This window comes from Amycolatopsis sp. Poz14 (genome assembly GCF_006704225.1).
Taxonomy (GTDB): domain Bacteria; phylum Actinomycetota; class Actinomycetes; order Mycobacteriales; family Pseudonocardiaceae; genus Amycolatopsis; species Amycolatopsis nivea.
Genome location: NZ_JACLHD010000001.1, coordinates 4992614 through 5012790, shown reverse-complemented (window position 1 = coordinate 5012790; position 20177 = coordinate 4992614). Strand labels below are relative to the sequence as shown.

The window sequence follows — 20177 nt, the reverse complement described above, 5'->3', positions numbered from 1 at the left end:
CCATAGGAAGGAACCTTTATAAAGTCGGCGGGAAAATCGCCCCGCACCCCTGGCGACCGGCCGCCGTGCGCTTTTAGGGTGACGGCGTTCGGGGCGGGGACCACTGCCCCGCTCACCGGTGCACCACCGAAGGAAAGCGAGTTTCCCATGCCCGAACCCGTCGAGATGTGGACCGCACCCGACTTCGTCGAGTACGAAACCCCGATGGAGGTCACCGCCTACGCGGCCCGCCGGGAGGAGTGACCCGCCGGACGGGACCGGTCCGCCGCGGTCCCGTCCGTCCCGGAAAACCTTACCGCTGAGCGAGAATCCCGGAGGAGCGAATGTCCACTGTGCACCCGATGAGTCCGGCGGAGTTCACCGGAGCCCTGCGCGGCCTCGCCGACCGGTATTGGGGCAGCCATCCGTTCCACCGGCGGATGCACGCCGGCGAACTGACCGAGCGCGAATTGCGGCTCTGGGCCGCGAACCGCTGGTACTACCAATGCGTGCTGCCGCAGAAAGACGCGGCCATCATCAGCAATTGCCCGATCCCGGAAATCCGCCGGATTTGGCTCGACCGGATCGTCTACCACGACGGCGCCGTCGAAGGCGAAGGCGGAGCCGAACGCTGGCTGCGACTGTGCGCCGCGGTCGGCCTGGACCGCGCCGAAGTCCTCGACGAGCGACACGTCGCCCCCGGTGTCCGGTTCGCCGTCGACGCCTACGTCACCTTCGCACGCACCAAACCCTGGGTGGAAGCCGTCGCCTCCGGCTTGACCGAGATGTTCGCCGGGCACCTGATGCAGCAGCGGGTGGTCGACGTCCTGGCGAACTATTCCTGGATTTCCCGCGCCGACCTGGCGTACTTCACCAACCGGATCGACAAGGTTTCCGGCGAGGGCAAGGACACTTTGGACATTGTCGTACAGCACTGCGTCACGCGCGAACAGCAGGAGAAAGCGGTGGCCGCGCTGTCGTTCAAGTGCGATGTCCTGTGGTCGATGCTCGACGCCATCGAACGCGCTGCGGCCGAGGAGTGAGCCGATGGACACCATCACGACCGCATCGGTGCCGAAACTGCGCGTCGGCGTCCGCCTGACGTTCGATCACGTGCGCGGGACGCAGGTGCTGCTGTTCCCGGAAGGCGTGCTGGTACCGAATTCCACCGCCACCGCGGTCCTCGAACTCTGCGACGGTGCCACCTCGGTGTCCGGCATCGTCGCCACCTTGCGCAGCCGCTATCAAGGCGTCCAGGAGAGTGACGTCCTCACCGTATTGGCCCGGTTCGGACAACGGCGGGTGATCGAATGGACGTGACCGCACCGCTCGGGCTGCTCGCCGAACTGACGCACCGCTGCCCCCTGCACTGCTCGTACTGCTCGAATCCGGTGGAACTCGTCAGCCGGTCCGCGGAAATGTCCACCGCTGAATGGATCGACGCACTGACCCAGGCCCGGGAACTGGGCGTGCTCCAGGTCCACCTCTCCGGCGGAGAACCGTTGGCGCGCCCCGACCTTCCGCATCTCGTCACGCACGCGAGCGACCTCGGCTGCTACGTCAACCTCGTCACCTCCGGCCTGGGCCTGACCGAGTCCCGGCTGACCGATCTCGTCGACCGAGGTCTCGCGCACGTCCAGCTCTCGGCCCAAGCCGCGACCCCGGACCGGGCGAACCTGCTCGCCGGCGCGAAAGCCTTCGACCGGAAGCTGGCCGCCGCCGAGCTCGTGAAAGCCTCGGGCCTGCCGCTGACCGTCAACGTGGTGCTGCACCGGCAGAACCACGACCAGCTGGCCGACATCATCGCGCTCGCCGAGTCGATGGGCGCGGACCGGCTCGAACTGGCCAACACCCAGTACTACGGCTGGGCCCTGCGCAACCGCGACGCGCTGATGCCGACCCGCGCGCAACTCGCCGCCGCGGAACCCATCGTCCGCGCAGCCGTCGAACGCCTCCGCGGCACGATGGAAATCATCTACGTCGTCGCCGACTACTACGAGCCGTTCCCCAAACCGTGCATGCACGGCTGGGGCGCGCGGCAACTCACCATCGCGCCCGACGGCACCGTCCTGCCCTGCCCCGCCGCCAGCGCAATCACCACGCTCACGCTCGACAACGTCCGCGAGACCGCCTTGGCCGACATCTGGTACCGCTCGGAGTCCTTCAACGCCTACCGCGGCGAGGACTGGATGCGCGACCCGTGCCGCACCTGCGACCGCCGCGCCACCGACTTCGGCGGCTGCCGCTGCCAGGCATTCCAGCTCACCGGCGACGCGGCGAACGCCGACCCCGTGTGCTCCCGCTCCCCGCACCGCGGCATGGTCGACCTCATTCTCACCGCACCGTCCACTCCGGACCTGATTATGCGTGGCCCAGCCCGATGAAGGTCATCCTCCTGGGCACCGCGGCCGGCGGCGGCTTTCCCCAGTGGAATTGCGCCTGCTCGCAATGCACGTCCGGCTCGCCTTCGCGTACGCAGGACAGCGTCGCCTTCAGCGCGGAGGGCCGTGTCTGGCACCTCCTCAACGCCTCACCGGACATCCGCGCGCAAATCCTGGCCACACCAGCGTTGCGAGCCGGACCGGGCCCGCGCGAGACGCCCCTGCGGACGGTCCTGCTCACCGACGCCGAGCTGGACCACACCCTCGGCCTGCTCATGCTCCGCGAGGCGACGGCGCTGACCGTCCATGCCCCCGCCGCCGCCCTGCACGCACTGACCGACCACTTCCCGGCCCGTCCCATCATCGGCGAGTACCACGACTGGACCTGGCACGCCTCCACCGAAACCACCCTCGACGGCCTCGTGATCACTTCCTTCCCGATCAGCGACAAACAACCGAAATACGCCCGCGCCTCCGCCCGTCCCGGCCCGTGGGTCGTCGCCTACCGCATCCACGACCCGGCAACCGGCGGCACGCTCGTCTACGCGCCCTGCCTGCGCACCTGGCCACCCGGCTTCGACGAGTTCACCGACGGCGCGAGCCTCGTCCTCCTGGACGGCACCTTCTACAGCGGCAGCGAATTCAGCACGGCGACCGACAGCGCCAACCCAGCCGCCCAGCAGGCGATGGGCCACGTGCCGATCACCACGACGCTGCCGATGCTCGCGAACCGCCCAGGGGTCGGCCGGTGGGCTTACACGCATCTGAACAACACGAACCCCGTCGTGGATCCGCACGGCGCGGAGCACGCTGCGGTGGTCGGCGCTGGAGCGGACGTGCCGCCGGATGGAGCCGAGTTCACGCTCTGAACCGCGCGCAAGCCTCACGACGGTTAGCTGGGCACGGCAGAACCGCCCCGCTCGACCCGGCAGAGACCGCGGCGGGGATTCCGGAGCCGAAGTGCTGCTGGACAGAACCGAACTCGCTCGCAGAGCCGCACACCAACCTCGCGCCTGAACCGCGCGCGAACCTCACGACGGTCAGCCGGACAGCAGAACCACCCGCCCGACCCAGCAGACGCCACGGCGGGGATCCCGGAGCCGAACTGCTCCCGGACAGAACCGAACTCGCTCGCAGAGTCGCACACCAACCTCGCATCAGAACCGCGCGCAAGCCTCACGACGGTTAACCGGACAGCAGAACCGCCCCGCTCGACCCGGCAGAGGCCGTGACGTGGATACCGGAGCCGAATTACAGCTGGACAGAACCGAACTCGCAGAGTCGCGCACGAACCTCGCGAAGGTTGCGCCACAAGGAAGGGCAGAACCACACCGCGCACCGACCTCACGGACCCGACGCACCGCCGTTCACCCCACGGGAAGCCGAATCAATGCCGGACGTAACGCCCCACCTCCCTACTCAAGCACGCAAACACACCACAGAACCGCACCGCCCACCCGCCCGGAACACGTCTCAGTTCGCGGAGCAACAGCGCGATCAGCACCGGGCAGAACCGATTCATGCGGTAACCGGGCACGACTAATCGGCCCTCCGCCGAGCCTCGACCGGCGAGCGCCAGAAGCAGTCCACCAGCTGCCGTCACACTCAACCGCCAGGTGCTCGTCTCCTGACCACGACATCCCGGCCAGCAAACACGTTGACCAATCGCAGGTCGCCGGTCACCAAAAGCCCCAGCACGGCAAGCAGATGCGACGCACCTAGGTCCGGATATCCCCCACCAGCAACAACCGCTCCAACATCTCCGGCGTAAACACCACCCCGGTCACCCCCGCCGCCACCGCGAAAGCCGCAGCTATCGGGTTCGACGGCCGTTCATCCCGGCCAGGATCCAACCCAGCCTCGCGCATCACCGGGAGCAGCCGGTCCGGTTCGCTGCCGTACGTCCGGCTCGGCAGGCGCGGAGTGAAACCAGCGACGACCGTGCCGTCCACCGCGTGCACGAAGTGCGCCTCGGCGTAGTCGTGCCGGTTCACAGCAACGACCTCGCAGTCTTTCGAAAGCCTGGCAACGACTTCCGGCAAATTCCCCTGCCACCCCCACGGTTCGACGGCGACACTCCATTCGCCGGACGACACCACGCCGACGTACCCTCCGCCGTTCCCGCCCTGGGTCTGCGCGACGTACCCGGCGACCAGATTGTTCAATTCCCCGAACGTCATCTGCTCGCCGCCGACGCCACCGAACCGCCGCACCACCTCGGGCGGATCGAGCCCGCGCACGAACGAAACACAGAAGATGTCCTGCAGCGGCCCGTAATCATCCAGCCATGCCAACTCGGTCAGTAAGCCTGTCATCACGCCTCCAAGATCGACTGCGGCCATGATGACAGGCACCACCGACAAAAACCGGATCCGCGAAAACAGCCCACAGTCCATTGTGGACAGCAGAGGGTCACTTCTGCGGCGGCTCCGCCTGCAAACTCCCGGCAGGCAGCCGGTCCGCGCCCCAGCTGCGCTCGAGATAACCGATGATCCGCGCGACGTCCTCGGCGGGCACCTTCTCCGGCTCGCCGTGTTCCCGAGGGTCGACGTGGAAGATGTAGAGCCGGGACGCGAACTGGTCGAACGGCAGCGAGGCCTCGCCGAACCGCTCGCCGCTGCCCGCGGTCGAAACCACCACGCCGTCGCCCCAGTCCTGGCCGCTGTCGTTGTTCGGGTTGTAGAAGTACACCCGCATCACGTCGTCGGGATCGGGCGCGATGCGCAGGATCGTGATCGCGTGCCAGCCGACGTAGCGGGCGGCGCTGTCGGTGACCGCGATCCCGGCCGGCTGCGGGTGGATCAGCGGCTGCTCGCCGTTGTAGGACGGGTGGTAGCTCGCGTGGAACTGCCGCAGGAAGTCGTCGAGGTCGATCAGTTTTCCGGTGGCGACGTCCACGTTGATGCGGAAGCCCCGAGCGGCCCACCAGCCGTGGAACTCGGGGTTGACCCAGCGGTGCGGGTCGCCCGGCCGGTCGGCGCAGCGGCGGCCCATCTCGGCGTAGATCCGGTCGAGATGGGGCACCACGAGCGACGACACCGGGTCCAGGTCGGCGGGCAGCGACTCGGACAGCCCGGCCCCGCTTTCCTTCGACGACACCGGCTGTCCTTCGAAGTGCATGACGACCTCGTCGTCGCGCGCCGCCCACACCACGACCTGCAGCAGGTAGTCCGGGTCGTTGTAGGCCCACATCGACAGCGCCCGCGCCGACTGGCAGGTCGGGTTGTCGCCCTGTCCGACGCCGAGCGGCTGGCCCAGCATCGATAGCACGCCCGCGAGCAGCCGCGCCTCGGGCCTCGGCTGGTCGCCGAACACGAGCGCGAGCCGTTCCCGGGCGGCGGTCGACAGCTCCAGCGCAAGCTGCCGCCACAGCGCGGGCACGACCGGCGGTTCGTAGAGGATGCCGCGGTCGAGCAGCAGCGCCAGCCCGTAGACGCACTGCGCGGTCTGCGGGTGCACGGCTTCCTCGATCAGCCGGTGGACCAGGTCGTGGTAGCGCATCAGGCAGTTCCGGCCCACGTCGGACAGGCCGAGCGCTTCGCCGACGAGGTAGTCGCTCTCGTGCGCGAGGTACCGCAGCAGTTCGGCGTGGTACGGCGACACCAGGCCGGTGTCGTGCATGGCCCGGGCGAACCCGGTCGCCTCGTACTGCAGGCTCGCCGCGTCCATTGCCTCGAGCCGCGCCCGGAAGACGTCGACGCCCGGGTCCTCCCGGCACGCCTCGGTGGTCCCGAACAGGCTGGTGATGAGCCGGTCGAGGCCCTGCACCGACGAACCGCCCAGGTCGACGTCCGGGTCGCCGCGGTAGATCGAGATCCGCGTGATCAGCGATTTGACCTGGTCGACCTGGATCGGGCGCTGGCGCAGGATCCGCCAGATCTCCTCGACCACCTTGTCCAGGATGCTGTCGTAGCCGATCTGGTCGGCGAGGTACCGCAGCAGGTCGCGGATCAGCTGCGCAGTCCGGCCCTGCCGGGTCCGCTCCGCTTCGCTGGGCGGCGTGAACAGCAGCTCCAGGTTCGCCCCGAGCACCTGCGACAGGAACACGCGGGCGTCCTCGGCGGGCAGCGTCGGATGCTCGTAGTCGCCGCACGCGACCGCGAGCATCCGCAGTTCGCTGGTCGCCTCGATCACCACGGTGTCGGAGTTCCCGCTGTGCAGGCCAGGGCCGACCAGCGCGGGGATCAGGATCTCCGGGGTGTCCCAGTCGGTGCCCTGGAAAACCCCGGCCTCCTCCAGCGCCCGCGCCCTCGCCCGGACCGCGGCCGCGCCGTCCGGCTGGAGCAGCACCCGCCGCAGCGCCTCCAGCACCCGGCGCAGCTTCGTGTGCTTGCCGAAGTCGCGGGTCGCGGCCATGGCCGCGACCGCGTCGTCGAGCGACGCCACGCGTTTGGCCAGCGTCGCAGTCGTGCCGGTGACGTCGGCGTTCGGCTCCAAGTGCGTCCTTCGGTCGGGGTGGCGGACTCGTCCGTGCTCAGACGTAGAAGTCCAGTTCTTCCTGTTCCTTCAGCAGGTCGCGCATCCGGTAGGCGTCGTCCCCGAAGAAGTACAGCAGACCCCAGTGCGTGCCGAACGCGGTCCTCTTCGTGACCGTCTCCTCCAGCGGCGCGGTCAGGTCGTGCGACTCGTAGTAGTCGTCGTCCTCGGTCTGCTGGGGGATCCGCAGCTCGCTGACCACCCGACGGCGAGGGTACACACCGAAACAGCCCGCGACGCCGGTCGCGTCGACGACCTCCCGCGGGAAGAAGGCGTCGATCTCCTCCTCCGTCGTTTTCGGGTCGAAGGACAGGACGAGCGCCTGGTAGGCGTTGAAGCCGTAGGCCCGTTCGAGCAGCTCGAAGACCTTGAACCCGGGCGGCCGGTAGGCGACCTCGCCGAAGTACATCTCGCCGTCGCTGGTGACGAAGTACTCCGGGTGCACGAAGCCGAACTCGATGTCGAAGGTCTTGACGAGCTTCTCGATCTGGGCGGTGATCTGCGGCCGGTACCGCTCCAGCTCGGGGGTCGCCGGCACGAACACCGAGTAGCCGAGCGTGACGTACTCCGAGATGTTCAGGAACTTGACCTTGCCGTTGTGGATCCACGCCTCGACCGCGAACTCCCAGCCGTCGAGGTGCGATTCCATCAGGACCGGGAACTCCTCCTCCGGGATCGAGTCGATCTCGTCCGGGGTGCGGATGACGCGGTGGCCGAGGCAGCCCGCCTTGTCGAACGCCTTGAGGTGGATGGGGTCGTTCGGGTCGCCGTCGAGCTTGAGCAGCGTCTGGTTGACCCGCTTGAGGAACCGGACGACGTCGTCTCGGGCGTGCGCCTCCTCGAAGATCCCGACCCGGATGCCGCCGAGCTGCGCGCGCCGCTTCATCAGCGCCTTGTCCCGCAGCAGCATCGCCTGGCCGAACAGGCGCGGGTTGTCCATCAGCACCGAGTTGATCGCGCCCGCCCACTCGACCGTCTCCTCGAACAGCGGGATGGCGACGTCGACGCCTTCCTCGTGCAGGATCTCGGCGATCTCCATCGACCGGTCGTTGAGCCGCTCGAAATTCCACGACACGTACGGGATGTCGTGTTCCACGCAGTACTTCTCCGCCCAGTCCGGGGCGACCACGACGTAGCGGCGGTCGAACCGGTCGAGCGCCTCGACCGCGTTGAGCGACCAGCCGAGCAGCGCTACGTATCCCTTGTCCGGATCCTTCGCGACCGGCTCGGACTCTGGCATAGGGCGTTCCTCCGTTCAGCAGGTGCGGCTCGCCACGGCGCGGCGGCCGCAGCCGTGCTGCGGTCATATACCCGAAACCGGCGAAATGAAACGGATCCGTGCCGTCCGGCGAGGTTTGGCGAGCGGAAACCGTTGCGCCATCAGGGTTTTCCGGGTTACGCGGCTCCGCCCGCCTGGCCGAGCAACGCGCACGCGGTCGCGAACGCCCCCGGCAGGTCGTGCCCCATCCCCGCCACCACGTCGTCCAGTGCGCGCAAACCCGCCCGTTCCAGCAAGGTTTTCTCGTTCGTCACCCACTCTCCCTTCGCGGCCAGCACCGCGTGCCCGGTCTGCATCGCCGCCACGCCGACCGACGCCGCGGCCTCCGCGACCCGGCCGTGCCGCACGTACGCGGCCTTCGCGTACTCCAACGTCCGCGCCGCCGAAGCGCGCCAGAACTTGGGGGCGTTTTCCCGCAACAGCTCCGGATACTCTGGCCTCGGCAGTTCCCCGCGCACGACCCGGTTCAGCGCCAGCTCCGCCACCACCAGGTAACTCGGGATCCCGGCCAGGTGGAACGCCAGCGGCTCCCAATGGAACCGGCCCTTCTCCGCCTCGGCCAGCTCGTGCTCGACCACGTCCAGGTCGCGGTAGTGCACGTCCACCGGCCGTCCCTGCACGGTCAGCCACGCGCCGCCGTTGAAGACCCCACCGCCCCATTCGCCCAGGCCGGACACCTCGCCCGGCAGGCCGAGCGCGCGCAGGTCGTCCGGGTCGAACGCGCCGCGGTAGTACACCGCGTAGTCCCAGTCGCTGTCCGGCCGATGGGTGCCGCGCGCCCGCGAACCGCCCAGCGCCACCGCTTCGACTCCGGGCAAACCGGACAACAGCTCGGCGACGTGCCCGGCGAAGGTTTCCTCGTCGTTTTCCTGCATCCCCAGAACATGCCATGAATCTCTGCCAAGATCGCCAGTATTTCGCCGGTTGTCCAGCCGACCTGGGGGTTTGAATGCACCGATTAAGCACCATCGCGCTCACCGCTGCCGCCGTCACCGCGCTCGGCGCCGCGCCCGCGAACGCCGCGCAGCCCTTCTCCGACACCATCTTCGCCGCGACGCACAACAGCTACTCCGGCAACGTCGACGGAGCGAAGGGGTCCATCTCCTACCAGCTCGACCACGGTGTCCGGTTCATCGAATTCGACATCCACGACAACGGTTACGCCACCCGGCACGACTACGGGATCGGCCACAGCTCGCCCGGCGACCTGGTCGACCACGCGGGCAACCCCGCGTCCGACAGCCTCCGCGACTGGCTCGGCGTGGTGAACACCTGGTCGGCCGCGCACCCGGACGCGGCGCCGATCGTCGTCATGCTGGACCTGAAGGACGACCTCACCGACAACGACTCGTTCGCCGCCGGAAACCTGGCCGCGGTCAACGCCGAACTGAGTGCCGCATTCGGGCCGCGGTTGCTCTCCCCCGCCGCCTACCGGACCGGAGCGACCACGGATTCCTTGCGCGGCAAAGTCCTCCCGCTGCTGTCGGGCGACGGCGGCACGCGCGCCGCGTACCGCCGGGACGTCGGGTACCACCCGGCGGTCGCGGTCAACAGCCGCGGCCAGGTCGTCGAGGTGCACGATTCCGGCGGCGGCGCGCTCTGGTACTGGACCGGGCAACTCGGCGCCGACGGGCGCGTCACGTGGCAGCGCCACGGCCGTTACGACAGCGGCCAGACCCCGGCGGTCGCGCTGGACGACTCCGGCCGGATCGTCGAGGTGCACCAGTCGCCGAGCGCCACCACCCTCTGGTACCACACCGGACAGCTCGGCGCGGACGGCGAAATCCGCTGGTCGGCAAGCCATCAGTACGACAACGGCGTGCTGCCGACCGTTGCGTTCACCAGCTCCGGGCTCCGCGAAATCCACCGCAGCCAGTCGAGCGACCAGAACTGGCAGTGGCGCGGCACCCTCTCCGGCGAGACCGTGACCTGGACCGGCAACGCGAAAACGTCCGATCCGCGTTACGACAAGGCAAACGCGGGGCGAATCTCTGTCGTCACCGGCGCCGACGGTTCCACCCCGGTGCAAACCCTGCGGTACTCCACGGATCTCGTCGCCGGCGGCCGTGTGCAGTACCAGCAGGTGGCGTTCGACGAATACCAGCAGGGCGACCCGGCTGAGCTCCAGGACGGGCTGTTCTACGGGGCTCCGGCGAAGGATTCAGCGTTTTTGGTCGCTGCGCGCAAGAGCGGGCACGTCGTCCGCGGCTGGGACTTCGACAACGCCGGCCTGGCCACCGATCCGCTGGTCAACTACCCGGCGACCAACCACCCGTACGACGACTGGTACCGGCAGCTCACCCAGGACGCCGCGCGCTAGGTTTCGCTAGAACACCAACGGGTTCCGCGCCTGAAGAAAAAAGGGGCCCGCGCTCTCCCACCCCGACGGGGAGAGCGCGGGCCTCGCCCGCAGGCTGGAGGGTCGGTGTTCCTCCCAAGAACACCGGCCCCTCCGGCCCGTGGGCGTTCAGGCGGTCCGCTGCCTGAGCCGAGCCGCCCCGACGGCTACGACCGGCATCGACGCTTCCCGCAGCGCCGCCCGTTCGACCGGACGCCGGACCGCCCCGCTCGGAGTCCGCAGGCAATGTCGCTCCACGGATTCCATGAGCACGGCGGCGACCATCACGACCACGGGGGTAGCCAGCGCGAACCACATGTGGCCTTTGGTACCCAGCCGCGCGGAAAACCAATCGCCCGGTTTCCGGGAGAGCGGTCGCTAGACTGGCGGCGTGCGCACGCGACCGACGCTGACCTGGGCCGGACCTGGCGAACCGCTGCCTCGCACGGGCACGGTCGCGGACGTGGCCGAGATCGTCGCCGGGCGGCGGGTGCTCGTGCTCAGCGGCGCGGGCCTCTCCACCGAATCCGGCATACCTGACTACCGCGGCGAAACCGGCAGTCTCCGCAACCACACGCCCATGACGTACGGCGAATTCGTCGCCAGCGAGGCGGGCCGCCAGCGTTACTGGGCGCGCAGCCACCTCGGCTGGCGCACCATCGCGCGGGCCGCGCCGAACGACGGGCACCGAGCCGTTTCCGCACTGCGCGCGGGCGGCTGGGTCTCCGGCGTCATCACCCAGAACGTCGACGGCCTGCACCGCGCGGCTGGCACTCCCGGCGTGGTCGAACTGCACGGCAACCTCGACCGCGTCGTCTGCCTCGACTGCCGCCGCACCACCGCGCGCGAAGACCTCGACGCCCGGCTGCGCGCGGCGAATCCGGATTTCGGCGCCGTGGCAACGCGGATCAACCCGGACGGCGACGTCGAGCTCGCCCAGGAGGTCGTCCGCACCTTTCGCACCGTGCCCTGCACCAGTTGCTCCGGAGTGCTGAAACCGGACGTGGTGTTCTTCGGCGAGAACGTGCCGCGCACCCGCGTGGAGCGGTGCTACCGGATGGTCGACGAGGCATCCGCGGTGCTGGTGCTCGGATCTTCGCTCACGGTCATGTCCGGCCTGCGGTTTGTCCGGCGGGCCGCGAAAGCCGGCAAACCCGTGGTGATCGTCAACCGCGGCCAGACCCGCGGCGACGAGCACGCGACCGTCCGCGCGGACCTGCCGCTCGGCCCCGCGCTCACCGAGCTGCTGGCCGTGCTGGAAAACGCGTTGCCCAGCCCGAGCGCCGCCGGATAAGCTGCGGGCACTCCGATGGAACGGTCCCCGGAAGTACGCCGCAGAGCGGACCGGCCAGCTTGAAGACATTCAGGTCCAGGAGCGGGCGGCAACCCTGTAGTTGTCGACCCGTTTTACCGGAGGTTCTCCGATGTCCATCGGCATTGGCCTGCCCGTCAGCGACCCCGCCGCCCTGCTCGACTGGGCGCGCCGCGCGGACGCCGGCCCGTTCAGCACGCTCGGGCTGCTCGACCGCCTCGTCTACGACAATCCCGAACCGCTCACCGCGCTCGCCGTGCTGGCCGGCGCGACCACCCGCATCCGGCTGCAGACCGAGGTCCTGCTCGCCCCGCTGCGCGAGACCGCGCTGCTCGCCAAGCAGACCGCCACGCTCGACCGGATGAGCGGCGGCCGGTTCGTGCTCGGCGTCGGCGTCGGCGGCCGCGAGGACGACCACCACGCCGCCGGCACCCCGCTGCGCGAGCGCGGCCGCCGTCTCGACCGGCAGCTCGCCGACCTGTACCGGCTGTGGTCCGGCGCGCCGTACAGCACCGAGGCCGGTCCGATCGGCCCGGCACCGGCCCGCGAAGGCGGCCCGGAGCTGCTGATCGGCGCGTTCAAACCCCAGGCGCTGGCCCGCGTCGCCCGCTGGGGCGACGGGCTGCTCGCCGCCGCTCCCCCATCGTGGGTCGGCGGGCTGTTCGACGCCGTGCGCCGCGACTGGCGGGACCACGGCCGCAAGGGCGAACCGCGGCTCGTCGCGCAGGTGAACGTCGCGGTCGGCCCGGATTCCGTCGCGGACGAAGCGAAAACGGCAATGCACGCGTACTACGCGTTCACCGAAATGGCGGAGCACATGGTGAGCGGAATGCTCACCACGCCCGGCGACATCCGCGCCGCGGTCCGCGCGTACCGCGATCTCGGCGCGGACGAGGTGATGCTCTACTGCTGGGGCAGCGATCCCGGCCAGGTCGACCGGCTCGCCGACCTCTGCTGAACAGCTGACCTTTTCTGAACAGCACGGGAAGTAAGCTCGCGCCCATGCACGCGTCGACGCTTTCCGGCGGATCTTCCGCGCCCCGTCCCGGAATCGCCCGTCGGCGGGGATGACGGACGAATCTTCCGGGCGGGCCCCCTGGCTCGCCGCGCACCCCCGGCGAGGTTTCCTGCTCGGGGCCGGCGCGGTGCTCGCCGGTTCGGGCGCGCTCGCGGCCGCGCTTTCCCGTCCCGCGCCCCCGGTGGCGCGGGACGGGTTCGGCGCGGACTGGCTTTTCGGGCCGTACACGGCGGGCAGCACCGATCCGGACTTCGACGACAGCGCGATGGCGCTGGTTTCGGTGCCGCACTGCGTGGTTCCGCTGTCCTGGCAGGACTGGGACCCGTCGGACTGGCAGCACGTCTGGGTGTACCGGCAGCATTTCCTCGCGCCCGCGCAGCTGCGCCGGAACCGGGCGTTCCTCCAGTTCGACGGGGTGCTCAGCGCGGCGACCGTGTATCTCAACGGCCGCCGCGTCGCGATGCGCAGCGGCGGTTACCTGCCGCTGCGCTGCGAGGTCACCGGCCTGCTGACGGACAAGGACAACGTGCTCGCGGTGGTCGTCGACGGCCGCTGGCAGCAGAACACGCCGCCGGATCTGCCGGAATTCCCGCACCCGACGGCCATCGACTTCTACCAGCCGGCCGGGCTGTACCGCGAAGTCCGGCTGACCGGCGTACCGCAGACGTATCTGTCCGATGTGTACGCGCAGCAGATCGCCGTGCTGACGCCGAACCGCGAGGTGCTGCTGCATTGCACGGTAGATTCGGCGAAGGCGGTCAAAGGCCCCGTTCGGCTTACCGCCACGCTCAGCCAGCACGGTGCGGAAGTCGCGTCCTCCTACACCGATCTCACCGGCCTGCCGAAGGGCGACACCCAGGTCACGGTGTCGTTGCAGGGCCTCGAGGCGGTGCAGTTGTGGGACCTGGACGATCCGGCGTTGTGCGACATTCTCGTCACCCTCGCGGTCGACGGCCGGAAGGTGCACACCTACCCCGTGCGCACCGGGTTGCGCGACGCTCAGTTCACTGTGGACGGTTTCCGGCTGAACGGGCGGCCGCTCAAGCTGTTCGGGCTCAACCGGCACCAGTGGTACCCGTTCGTCGGCGGCGCGATGCCGGACCGGGTGCAGCGCCGGGACGCTCAGCTGCTGAAAGAAGAACTGAACTGCACAATGGTGCGCTGCTCGCACTATCCGCAGGCGACGTCGTTCCTCGACGCCTGCGACGAACTCGGCATCCTGGTGTGGGAGGAACTGCCGGGCTGGGACCACGTCGGCGACACCGCGTGGCAGGAGCTGGCGGTGCGCGACGTGCACGACATGATCGTGCGCGACCGCAACCATCCGTCGATCGTCGTGTGGGGCACCCGGGTGAACGAGACGCTGGGCCAATACGCGCTGTACGGGAGAACCGACCAGCTCGCCGCGGAACTCGACCCGATGCGGCCGTGCACCGGCGCGGTCGCGGGCGAGCGCGGTTACGTTTCGCCGCTGTACCCGGTGAAAGCGGCCGGCGGGGTGTTCTCGTTCAACGACTACAGCCGCCCGCGTCCGCCGGGTTCGCCGCCTCCGCTGCGCCCGCCGCGGCGCGGGGTTCCGTACCTGGTCAGCGAAGCGATCGGCACGCTCGTCGGCTCCGCGTACTTCCGGCGGACGGATCCCCCGGCGGTGCAACGGGAACAGAGCATGCTGCACGCCTGGGTGCACGACCACGCCGCGTCCGATCCGCACTACAGCGGCCTGCTGGGCTGGTGCGGTTTCGACTATCCCTCCGGCTGGTACCACCACTATCGCGGCGTGAAATACCCCGGCGTGATGGACTTCTTCCGGATCCCCAAACTGGGCGCGGCGTTCTACCGGGCGCAACGCGATCCGTCCCGCGGCGCGGTGATCGAACCGGCCTTCTACTGGGATTTCGGCCCGGGCTCCCCGCCGGGCGGGCCGGGTCGCGACGCGATCATCTGGTCGAACTGCGAGGTGCTGGTGGTGACTGTCGCGGGCAAGCGCCCGGTCACCGTGCACCCTGATCGCGCCCGGTTTCCGCACCTGGCGTATCCGCCGTTCCCGGTGGATCTGCGGGTGAACGGCCGAGCGCGCCCGGAGCTGACGATCGAAGGCCGGATCGGCGGGCAAACCGTGCTGCGCAGGCGATTCAGCGCGGACCCGGCGTACGACACGATCACGGTGACCGCCGACGACGACCAGCTCGTCGCCGACGGCGCGGACACCACCCGGGTCGCGCTGCGCTTGCTCGACCGGTACGGCGCTCCGCGTCCGCATGCGCGCGGGGTGCTGGCGGTCTCGGCGACGGGGCCCGGCGTGCTGATCGGCGACCCCTACCTGGACTTCGGCGCGCTCGGCGGTGCGGCCGCGGTGTGGGTCCGTTCGATGCGCGGCACCCCCGGCACGATCACCGTGAGTGCCACGCATCCGTTCGTCAACACCGGAAGCGCCACGATCGAGTCAGTCTGACGTCACCACACAACCGGGACCTGCGAAACCCCGCCGGTGAGGCGGTTCGAGCGCACTTCCAGCTCGTCGGCGGGCACGGCGAGGCGGAGGTTCGGGAAGCGGCGGAACAACGTCGTGAACACCACGCGCAGTTCCGTGCGGGCGAGGCTGGCTCCGATGCAGAAGTAGCCGCCGTAGCCGAAAGCGATGTGGGAGTTGGGTTTGCGGTCCGCGTCGAACTCGTGCGCGTCGGCGAACACCGACGGGTCGCGGTTGGCGGACGCGGTCGAGATCATCACCGCGTCGCCGCGCGGGATCCGGACGCCGCCGATCTCGACGTCCTCGTGCGCGTACCGGAGCAGCCCGAGCCCACCGGGCGCGGACATCCGCAGGATCTCCTCGACGGTGGCGTGCACGCGCGCATCGGGGTCGGCGGCCAGCGCGTCGCGGCGGGCGAGGTCGGTGAGCAGGAACAACACGCCGAGGTCGATCCGGTTCGACGTGGTCTCGTGGCCGGCGAACAGCAATCCGGCGGCGAGCCTGCCGAGGTCGTCGTCGGTGAACGTCGGGTCGTCGGCCTGCGCGGCGACCAGGTCCGAGACGACGTCCTGGCCCGGGTCGGCGCGTTTCGCGTCGGCGAGGCCGGACATGTAGGCGGTGAACTCGGTCATCGCCACCTCGGCGTCGCCGCCGCTGTCGAGCACGCCGATGCGGTCGGAGAGGTCGCGGAACTTCTCGCGGTCTTCGTACGGGACGCCGAGGAGTTCGCAGATCACCAGCACCGGCAAGGGGAACGACAGGTGCTCGTGCAGATTCGCCGGCGAGCCCGCGGCTTCCATCCCGTCGAGGCAGCGATCGGTCAGTTCCTGGATCCGGCTGCCGAGGCGGCGCATCCGGTTCGCCGAGAACGCCGGGACGAGCAGGCGGCGCAGCCGGGCGTGCTCCCGCTCCTCGGTCTCGAAATCGCCCTGCGGCCCGTTGAGCACCGCGGCGTCGGAGACCGTCGAGGCGTCCTCGGGATGCGGGTGGGAACGGCCGAAGCGGTTGTCCGCGAACACTTCCCGGGCCTGCTCGTACGCGGTGACGAGCCAGGCCGGGTCGCCCGCCGGGGTCGTCACCGGGACGATCGGGCCTTCGCGGCGCAGGACTTCGTACAGCGGCGCGATGTCCAGGACGTTCGGCCTCGCGAACGGCAGCTGGGTGGGGGTAGACATGCGGGGTCCTCCTCGGGTCAGCCCGCCCGCGTGCGCAACGACGCGAGCCAGTCCTGTTCGTTCTCGGCGCGACGCTGCACCTCGGCCAGCACGAGCCGGCTCCACGGATCGGCCTGCCCCGCGCCGAGCTTGGCGAGCCGGTCCCGCTGCGCCGCGACGGCGGCCTGGCGGGCGTCCAGCACGCGCAGCCGTTCCTCCGGGGTGAGCCTGCCGAATCCCGCCAGCCGCGCCAGGAACTCGGCCGGATCGCCCGCCAGCTCCGGCGGCAGGTCGGCGAGCAGATCGTGCAGCAGCTCCCGCCCGACGTCGGTGATCGTGTACACGTGCCGCGGCGGACGGCCCTCCTGCGGCTCGGCGGTCCGGGTCACCGCGCCTGCCTCGGCGAAGCGCCGCAGCGCTGGGTAAAGCGAGTTGTTCGACAGCGTGCGGCCGCTGGATTCCTCGATCTGCTTGCGCAGCTCGTAGCCGTGCCACGGCCGCTCGGCGAGCTTCGCGAGCAGGAGCACGTCGGTCCACACATAGGTCACCGTAACCTAGGGTCTGGTGAGCGGGCAACGTCCGAACGGCGGATGCCGGAAGAAGATCTCGGGCCCGTTTTTTGTCGGTGTCTCCCGATACGGTGCTGTTCAACCGATCCGGAGGGGGATCTCCTATGACCGACCACGTCCGCTATGGCCTCTACCTGCCGCCTTTCGGCCCGTTCGGCGATCCGGCCGCCTTGGTCGACCTGGCCGTCCGAGCCGAAGCCGCGGGCTGGGACGGCGTGTTCCTGTGGGACCACGTGGTGCCCGCGATGCCGCCGATCGCCGACACGTGGACCACCCTGGCCGCCATCGCGCAGGCGACCAGCACGGTGCTGCTGGGCCCGATGGTCACGCCGCCGAGCCGCCGCCGCCCGTGGCTCCTGGCCCGGCAAGCCGCGACGCTCGCCCGCCTGTCCCGCGGCCGGCTGATCCTGGGAACCGGCATCGGCTCGGACGAAACCGGCGACTTCAGCCGCTTCGGCGATCCGTCCTCGCCCGCCGAACTGTCGTCGCGAACGGACGAGGCGATGGACATCATCCGCGCGATGTGGGCCGGGGAGGCTTTGCGGCACGAGGGCTCGCATTACCGGGTGTCCCTCGATGCCGCCGACCCGGAGCCGTACCCCATTCCGGTATGGACTGCATGCACGACCCAGCATGAGCGGGTTCTCCGGCGTGCCGCCGCGGGGAGTGACGGGATTTTCCCGCTTCCTGGGCCTCAGCCGTTGCCGCCTGCGGAGCTGGCCAGTTTGGTTGCTCGAGTGCGGCCGTCGGATCGTCCCTATGAGGTCGCGGTGTCCGGCAACGCGAGCCCGGCGTGGGAGGAACCGGCGACGGTGGATCTCGCGGCGCTCGCGGAGGCGGGGATGACGTGGTGGATGGAATCGCTGATCCACTTCGATCCGCTGGATCTCTCGCTGAAGGTCGTGGACGCCGGACCGCCTCGGATCGGGGGTTGACCGGGCAGGACTTTGCCTACGGCGGCGGGGTTCACGCGGTGCGGGTGCCTGTCGGTTCGAGGTGCGGTCGAGCCAGCTGGGCTCGCCCGCAGCAACCAAGCCCACCTCGCCTGACCACGCCTGCGGGAGCGCAGCAACCGCCTCGAGGCGCGGCCGAGCCAGTTGTGCTCGCGCGCAGCAGCCGAACCCGCGCCGCCGGACCGGGCGCGAGTACCCGGCGAGAACGGAGGTGTCGCAGCAGAGCCGAGCCGGTTGAGCTTGCGCGGTAGCCAAATTGTCGTTGGGCTTGCGCGGTGGCCGAATTGGTGCCGCCGTAACAGCCGTGTCGCGGCAACGCGGAACCAGCTGGGCTTGCGCGCGGTAGCCGGATTCGTACCGTCTGGGATTGCCCGTGCGGCAGCGGCAGATCGGGGCTATCCGGGCCAGCGGGGCGCGGAAGTCTTCCCGTGCCGAGGGACAACCGCACCCGCCGGTTGAGGCACGGCCGAACCCGGCCGCGAGTGTCCTCGTGCACGGCAACGAAATCCGCTCAGCACCTCTCCACCCGACCCCCGCCACTGCCACTGCCAGCGAGAAACTCCCCCGCCGCCACCGAATCATCTTTCCCGCCACCGTTTCCAGCCCGCACACCAGCGATCCCCCGCAGTTGCCTGATCGTTCAACCACCGCCCGCCCGCCGGTCGTCCCCCTTCGGCGGCTTCCCTCGGCCGCTCGGGAGAGCTACGGTGGGGGGTGGTTGAGCCTCCAGCCACCGTGATACGTCCCGCGCTCCGGGATGCCCGGTGCCGGCCGGTCCGGCATTCCGCCGCAGCCCTGTGCGCGGCTCAGAGAGAGTGCCGTGATGACCGCCGCGCACATTGCCCGACTGCCCGCGCTTCCCTCGGACCCGACGGGGATGCTTCGGCTGCGCGTGGGCCACCCCGCTCCGGGGACCGCCGTCGTCGAGGTTTCCGGGGAGGTCGACCTGGCCACCGCGCCCCGGCTGGCCGAGGTCGTCGAGGCGCGGCTGCGGAGCACCGTCAGCCTGGTGATCGTCGACCTGCGCCGGACGACCTTCCTCGGCGTCGCGGGGCTGCGCGTCCTGATCCGGTTGAAACTCCTGGCTGCGGGAGCGGACAAGGACTTCTACGTCGACCAGGGCACCGCCCCGACGGTCCGGCGGCTGTTCTCGCTCTTCCCCCTGGACTGCGTGCGGTCCGGCGCCGCCGAGGGGCTCACCGAGATCCCGCTGCCCCGGCCCGCCGGGAAGGCCTGACCGTCCACTGAGGACACAGCGGACCGCGGGCCAAGGCCCGCACGTCGGGATCGCGGAAAACCTCCGCGCTCACTTCGCCCACCAAATCCCGGAACCGGCAGACAACGAACCCGAGGGCGTCCGCGGAAAGACCCCGCACTCACGTCGTCCAGCAGATCCCACAAGCAGCGAACCACGGACCGAGAACTCACGCGTCCGCGTCGCGGAAGTCCTCCGCGCTCACCTCGTCCAGCAGATCCCGCAAGCAGCGAACTGCGGGCCGAAGCTCACGCGTCCGCGTCGCGGAAAAACTCCGCGCTCACCTCGTCCAGAAGATCCCGCAAGCGGCGAACCACGGACCGAGACTCACGCGTCCGGGTCGCGGAAGTCCTCCGGGCTCACGTCGTCCAGCAAGTCCCGGAAGCGGCGGATCTCGTCCTCGGTCGCCTCGGCCGGTTCCTCCAGGTCGGCAGCCGCGTCGAGAGCGGTTTCGTCGCCCGCCGCCACCGTCACGTCGACCGCTGCCTCGTCGAGCACCGCTTCCGCGACTTCCAGCGGGGCATGCGTGCGCAGGCCGATCGCGATCGCGTCGCTCGGGCGGGCCGAGACGCGCGCGCCGCCGGACAGGACGAGGTCCGCGTGGAAGATGCTGTCCAGCAGCTGGGTGATCTCGACCCGTTCCACGCTCTGGCCCAGCGCCGCCAGCACCTCGATGATCAGCTCGACCGTCCCCGGCCGCGCGGACACGACGTGTTCCTGCGCGGCGGCCAGTTCCTGCGCTTCCGGCGCGCCGATGGTGATGGCGAGCCAGCGGCGCGAGCCGGATTCCTCGCGCAGCAGCACGACCGGCGCCGACTCCTGCGCCACCACGGCCAGTCCCTGCACGCGCACCTGCACCATGGGGGTCACCCCGCTTCCGAAAAGGTCCTCCCTGCTGACTACCCAACGTCCGGCGTTTTGTCACGCGAAATCGCCGCGCGCATCACGCCGGATTCACCCGGGCAGCCGGCGCGGACCGGCACGAGCCCGCCG

At 69.9% G+C, this 20177-nt stretch carries 19 protein-coding genes; 11 read left to right on the top strand and 8 right to left on the bottom strand.

Annotated features, from left to right (window positions below; genetic code table 11):
• Positions 1-147 precede the first annotated feature (147 nt).
• The 5 genes from pqqA (at position 148) to pqqB (ending at position 3229) form a co-directional block, all read left to right on the top strand.
• Positions 148-243 carry a pyrroloquinoline quinone precursor peptide PqqA gene (gene pqqA, locus FKO37_RS23790; protein ID WP_037358081.1) on the top strand — a complete coding sequence of 32 codons (96 nt, stop codon included), beginning with the start codon at positions 148-150 and terminating at the stop codon, positions 241-243.
• Between the two features lie 80 nt (positions 244-323).
• Positions 324-1022 (top strand): pyrroloquinoline-quinone synthase PqqC, encoded by a 699-nt coding sequence (gene pqqC, locus FKO37_RS23785; protein ID WP_037811409.1) that lies wholly within the window; start codon positions 324-326, stop codon positions 1020-1022.
• A gap of 4 nt (positions 1023-1026) precedes the next feature.
• A complete protein-coding gene (pqqD, locus tag FKO37_RS23780; RefSeq protein ID WP_037811406.1) occupies positions 1027-1299 on the top strand; it encodes a pyrroloquinoline quinone biosynthesis peptide chaperone PqqD in 273 nt (90 codons plus the stop codon).
• On the top strand, positions 1290-2363 hold the full coding sequence (gene pqqE, locus FKO37_RS23775) for a pyrroloquinoline quinone biosynthesis protein PqqE (protein ID WP_037811404.1): 1074 nt from the start codon (positions 1290-1292) through the stop codon (positions 2361-2363). The genes pqqD and pqqE overlap by 10 nt, the downstream gene beginning before the upstream one ends.
• Positions 2360-3229 carry a pyrroloquinoline quinone biosynthesis protein PqqB gene (gene pqqB / locus FKO37_RS23770; RefSeq protein ID WP_037811403.1) on the top strand — a complete coding sequence of 290 codons (870 nt, stop codon included), beginning with the start codon at positions 2360-2362 and terminating at the stop codon, positions 3227-3229. The genes pqqE and pqqB overlap by 4 nt, the downstream gene beginning before the upstream one ends.
• Before the next feature lie 849 nt (positions 3230-4078).
• Here pqqB and FKO37_RS23765 read toward each other — a convergent pair.
• The 4 genes from FKO37_RS23765 to FKO37_RS23750 form a co-directional block, all read right to left on the bottom strand.
• The gene (locus FKO37_RS23765; protein ID WP_238605798.1) at positions 4079-4702 is read right to left on the bottom strand and encodes a DUF6461 domain-containing protein; all 624 of its coding nucleotides are present in this window, start codon (positions 4700-4702) and stop codon (positions 4079-4081) included.
• A gap of 70 nt (positions 4703-4772) precedes the next feature.
• Positions 4773-6797, bottom strand: a complete 2025-nt coding sequence (locus FKO37_RS23760; RefSeq protein ID WP_238605797.1) for a hypothetical protein — start codon at positions 6795-6797, stop codon at positions 4773-4775.
• Positions 6798-6834: 37 nt separating this feature from the next.
• The gene (locus FKO37_RS23755) at positions 6835-8076 is read right to left on the bottom strand and encodes an acetyl-CoA carboxylase biotin carboxylase subunit family protein (protein ID WP_238605796.1); all 1242 of its coding nucleotides are present in this window, start codon (positions 8074-8076) and stop codon (positions 6835-6837) included.
• A 155-nt stretch (positions 8077-8231) separates the two neighbouring features.
• Complete coding sequence (locus tag FKO37_RS23750) at positions 8232-8990, bottom strand: nucleotidyltransferase domain-containing protein (RefSeq protein WP_238605795.1); 759 nt, start codon at positions 8988-8990, stop codon at positions 8232-8234.
• Between the two features lie 74 nt (positions 8991-9064).
• Between FKO37_RS23750 and FKO37_RS23745 the strand changes: the two genes are divergently transcribed.
• The gene (locus FKO37_RS23745) at positions 9065-10435 is read left to right on the top strand and encodes a hypothetical protein (RefSeq protein WP_238605794.1); all 1371 of its coding nucleotides are present in this window, start codon (positions 9065-9067) and stop codon (positions 10433-10435) included.
• A gap of 147 nt (positions 10436-10582) precedes the next feature.
• Here the strand turns inward: FKO37_RS23745 and FKO37_RS23740 are convergent, their stop codons facing one another.
• Positions 10583-10771, bottom strand: coding sequence for a hypothetical protein (locus tag FKO37_RS23740; protein ID WP_238605793.1), 189 nt, complete (start codon positions 10769-10771; stop codon positions 10583-10585).
• A 73-nt stretch (positions 10772-10844) separates the two neighbouring features.
• On the opposite strand from FKO37_RS23740, the gene FKO37_RS23735 reads away from it, so the two are divergent.
• From FKO37_RS23735 to FKO37_RS23725, 3 genes are all read left to right on the top strand, one after another.
• Positions 10845-11747 (top strand): NAD-dependent protein deacetylase, encoded by a 903-nt coding sequence (locus FKO37_RS23735; RefSeq protein ID WP_238605792.1) that lies wholly within the window; start codon positions 10845-10847, stop codon positions 11745-11747.
• A 130-nt stretch (positions 11748-11877) separates the two neighbouring features.
• Positions 11878-12723 carry an LLM class flavin-dependent oxidoreductase gene (locus FKO37_RS23730; protein WP_238605791.1) on the top strand — a complete coding sequence of 282 codons (846 nt, stop codon included), beginning with the start codon at positions 11878-11880 and terminating at the stop codon, positions 12721-12723.
• Positions 12724-12832: 109 nt separating this feature from the next.
• Positions 12833-15235 (top strand): glycoside hydrolase family 2 protein, encoded by a 2403-nt coding sequence (locus tag FKO37_RS23725; RefSeq protein ID WP_238605790.1) that lies wholly within the window; start codon positions 12833-12835, stop codon positions 15233-15235.
• A 2-nt stretch (positions 15236-15237) separates the two neighbouring features.
• Here the strand turns inward: FKO37_RS23725 and FKO37_RS23720 are convergent, their stop codons facing one another.
• Positions 15238-16428, bottom strand: coding sequence for a cytochrome P450 (locus tag FKO37_RS23720; protein WP_238605789.1), 1191 nt, complete (start codon positions 16426-16428; stop codon positions 15238-15240).
• Positions 16429-16445: 17 nt separating this feature from the next.
• On the bottom strand, positions 16446-16955 hold the full coding sequence (locus FKO37_RS23715; protein ID WP_107051004.1) for a PadR family transcriptional regulator: 510 nt from the start codon (positions 16953-16955) through the stop codon (positions 16446-16448).
• Positions 16956-17080: 125 nt separating this feature from the next.
• On the opposite strand from FKO37_RS23715, the gene FKO37_RS23710 reads away from it, so the two are divergent.
• Entirely contained in the window at positions 17081-17911 is an 831-nt protein-coding gene (locus FKO37_RS23710; protein ID WP_238605788.1) for an LLM class flavin-dependent oxidoreductase, read from the top strand.
• 841 nt (positions 17912-18752) lie between these two features.
• Complete coding sequence (locus FKO37_RS23705; RefSeq protein WP_238605787.1) at positions 18753-19166, top strand: STAS domain-containing protein; 414 nt, start codon at positions 18753-18755, stop codon at positions 19164-19166.
• A 345-nt stretch (positions 19167-19511) separates the two neighbouring features.
• On the opposite strand, the gene FKO37_RS23700 is transcribed toward FKO37_RS23705, so the two are convergent.
• On the bottom strand, positions 19512-20045 hold the full coding sequence (locus FKO37_RS23700; RefSeq protein WP_037811381.1) for a bifunctional nuclease family protein: 534 nt from the start codon (positions 20043-20045) through the stop codon (positions 19512-19514).
• Positions 20046-20177 lie beyond the last annotated feature (132 nt).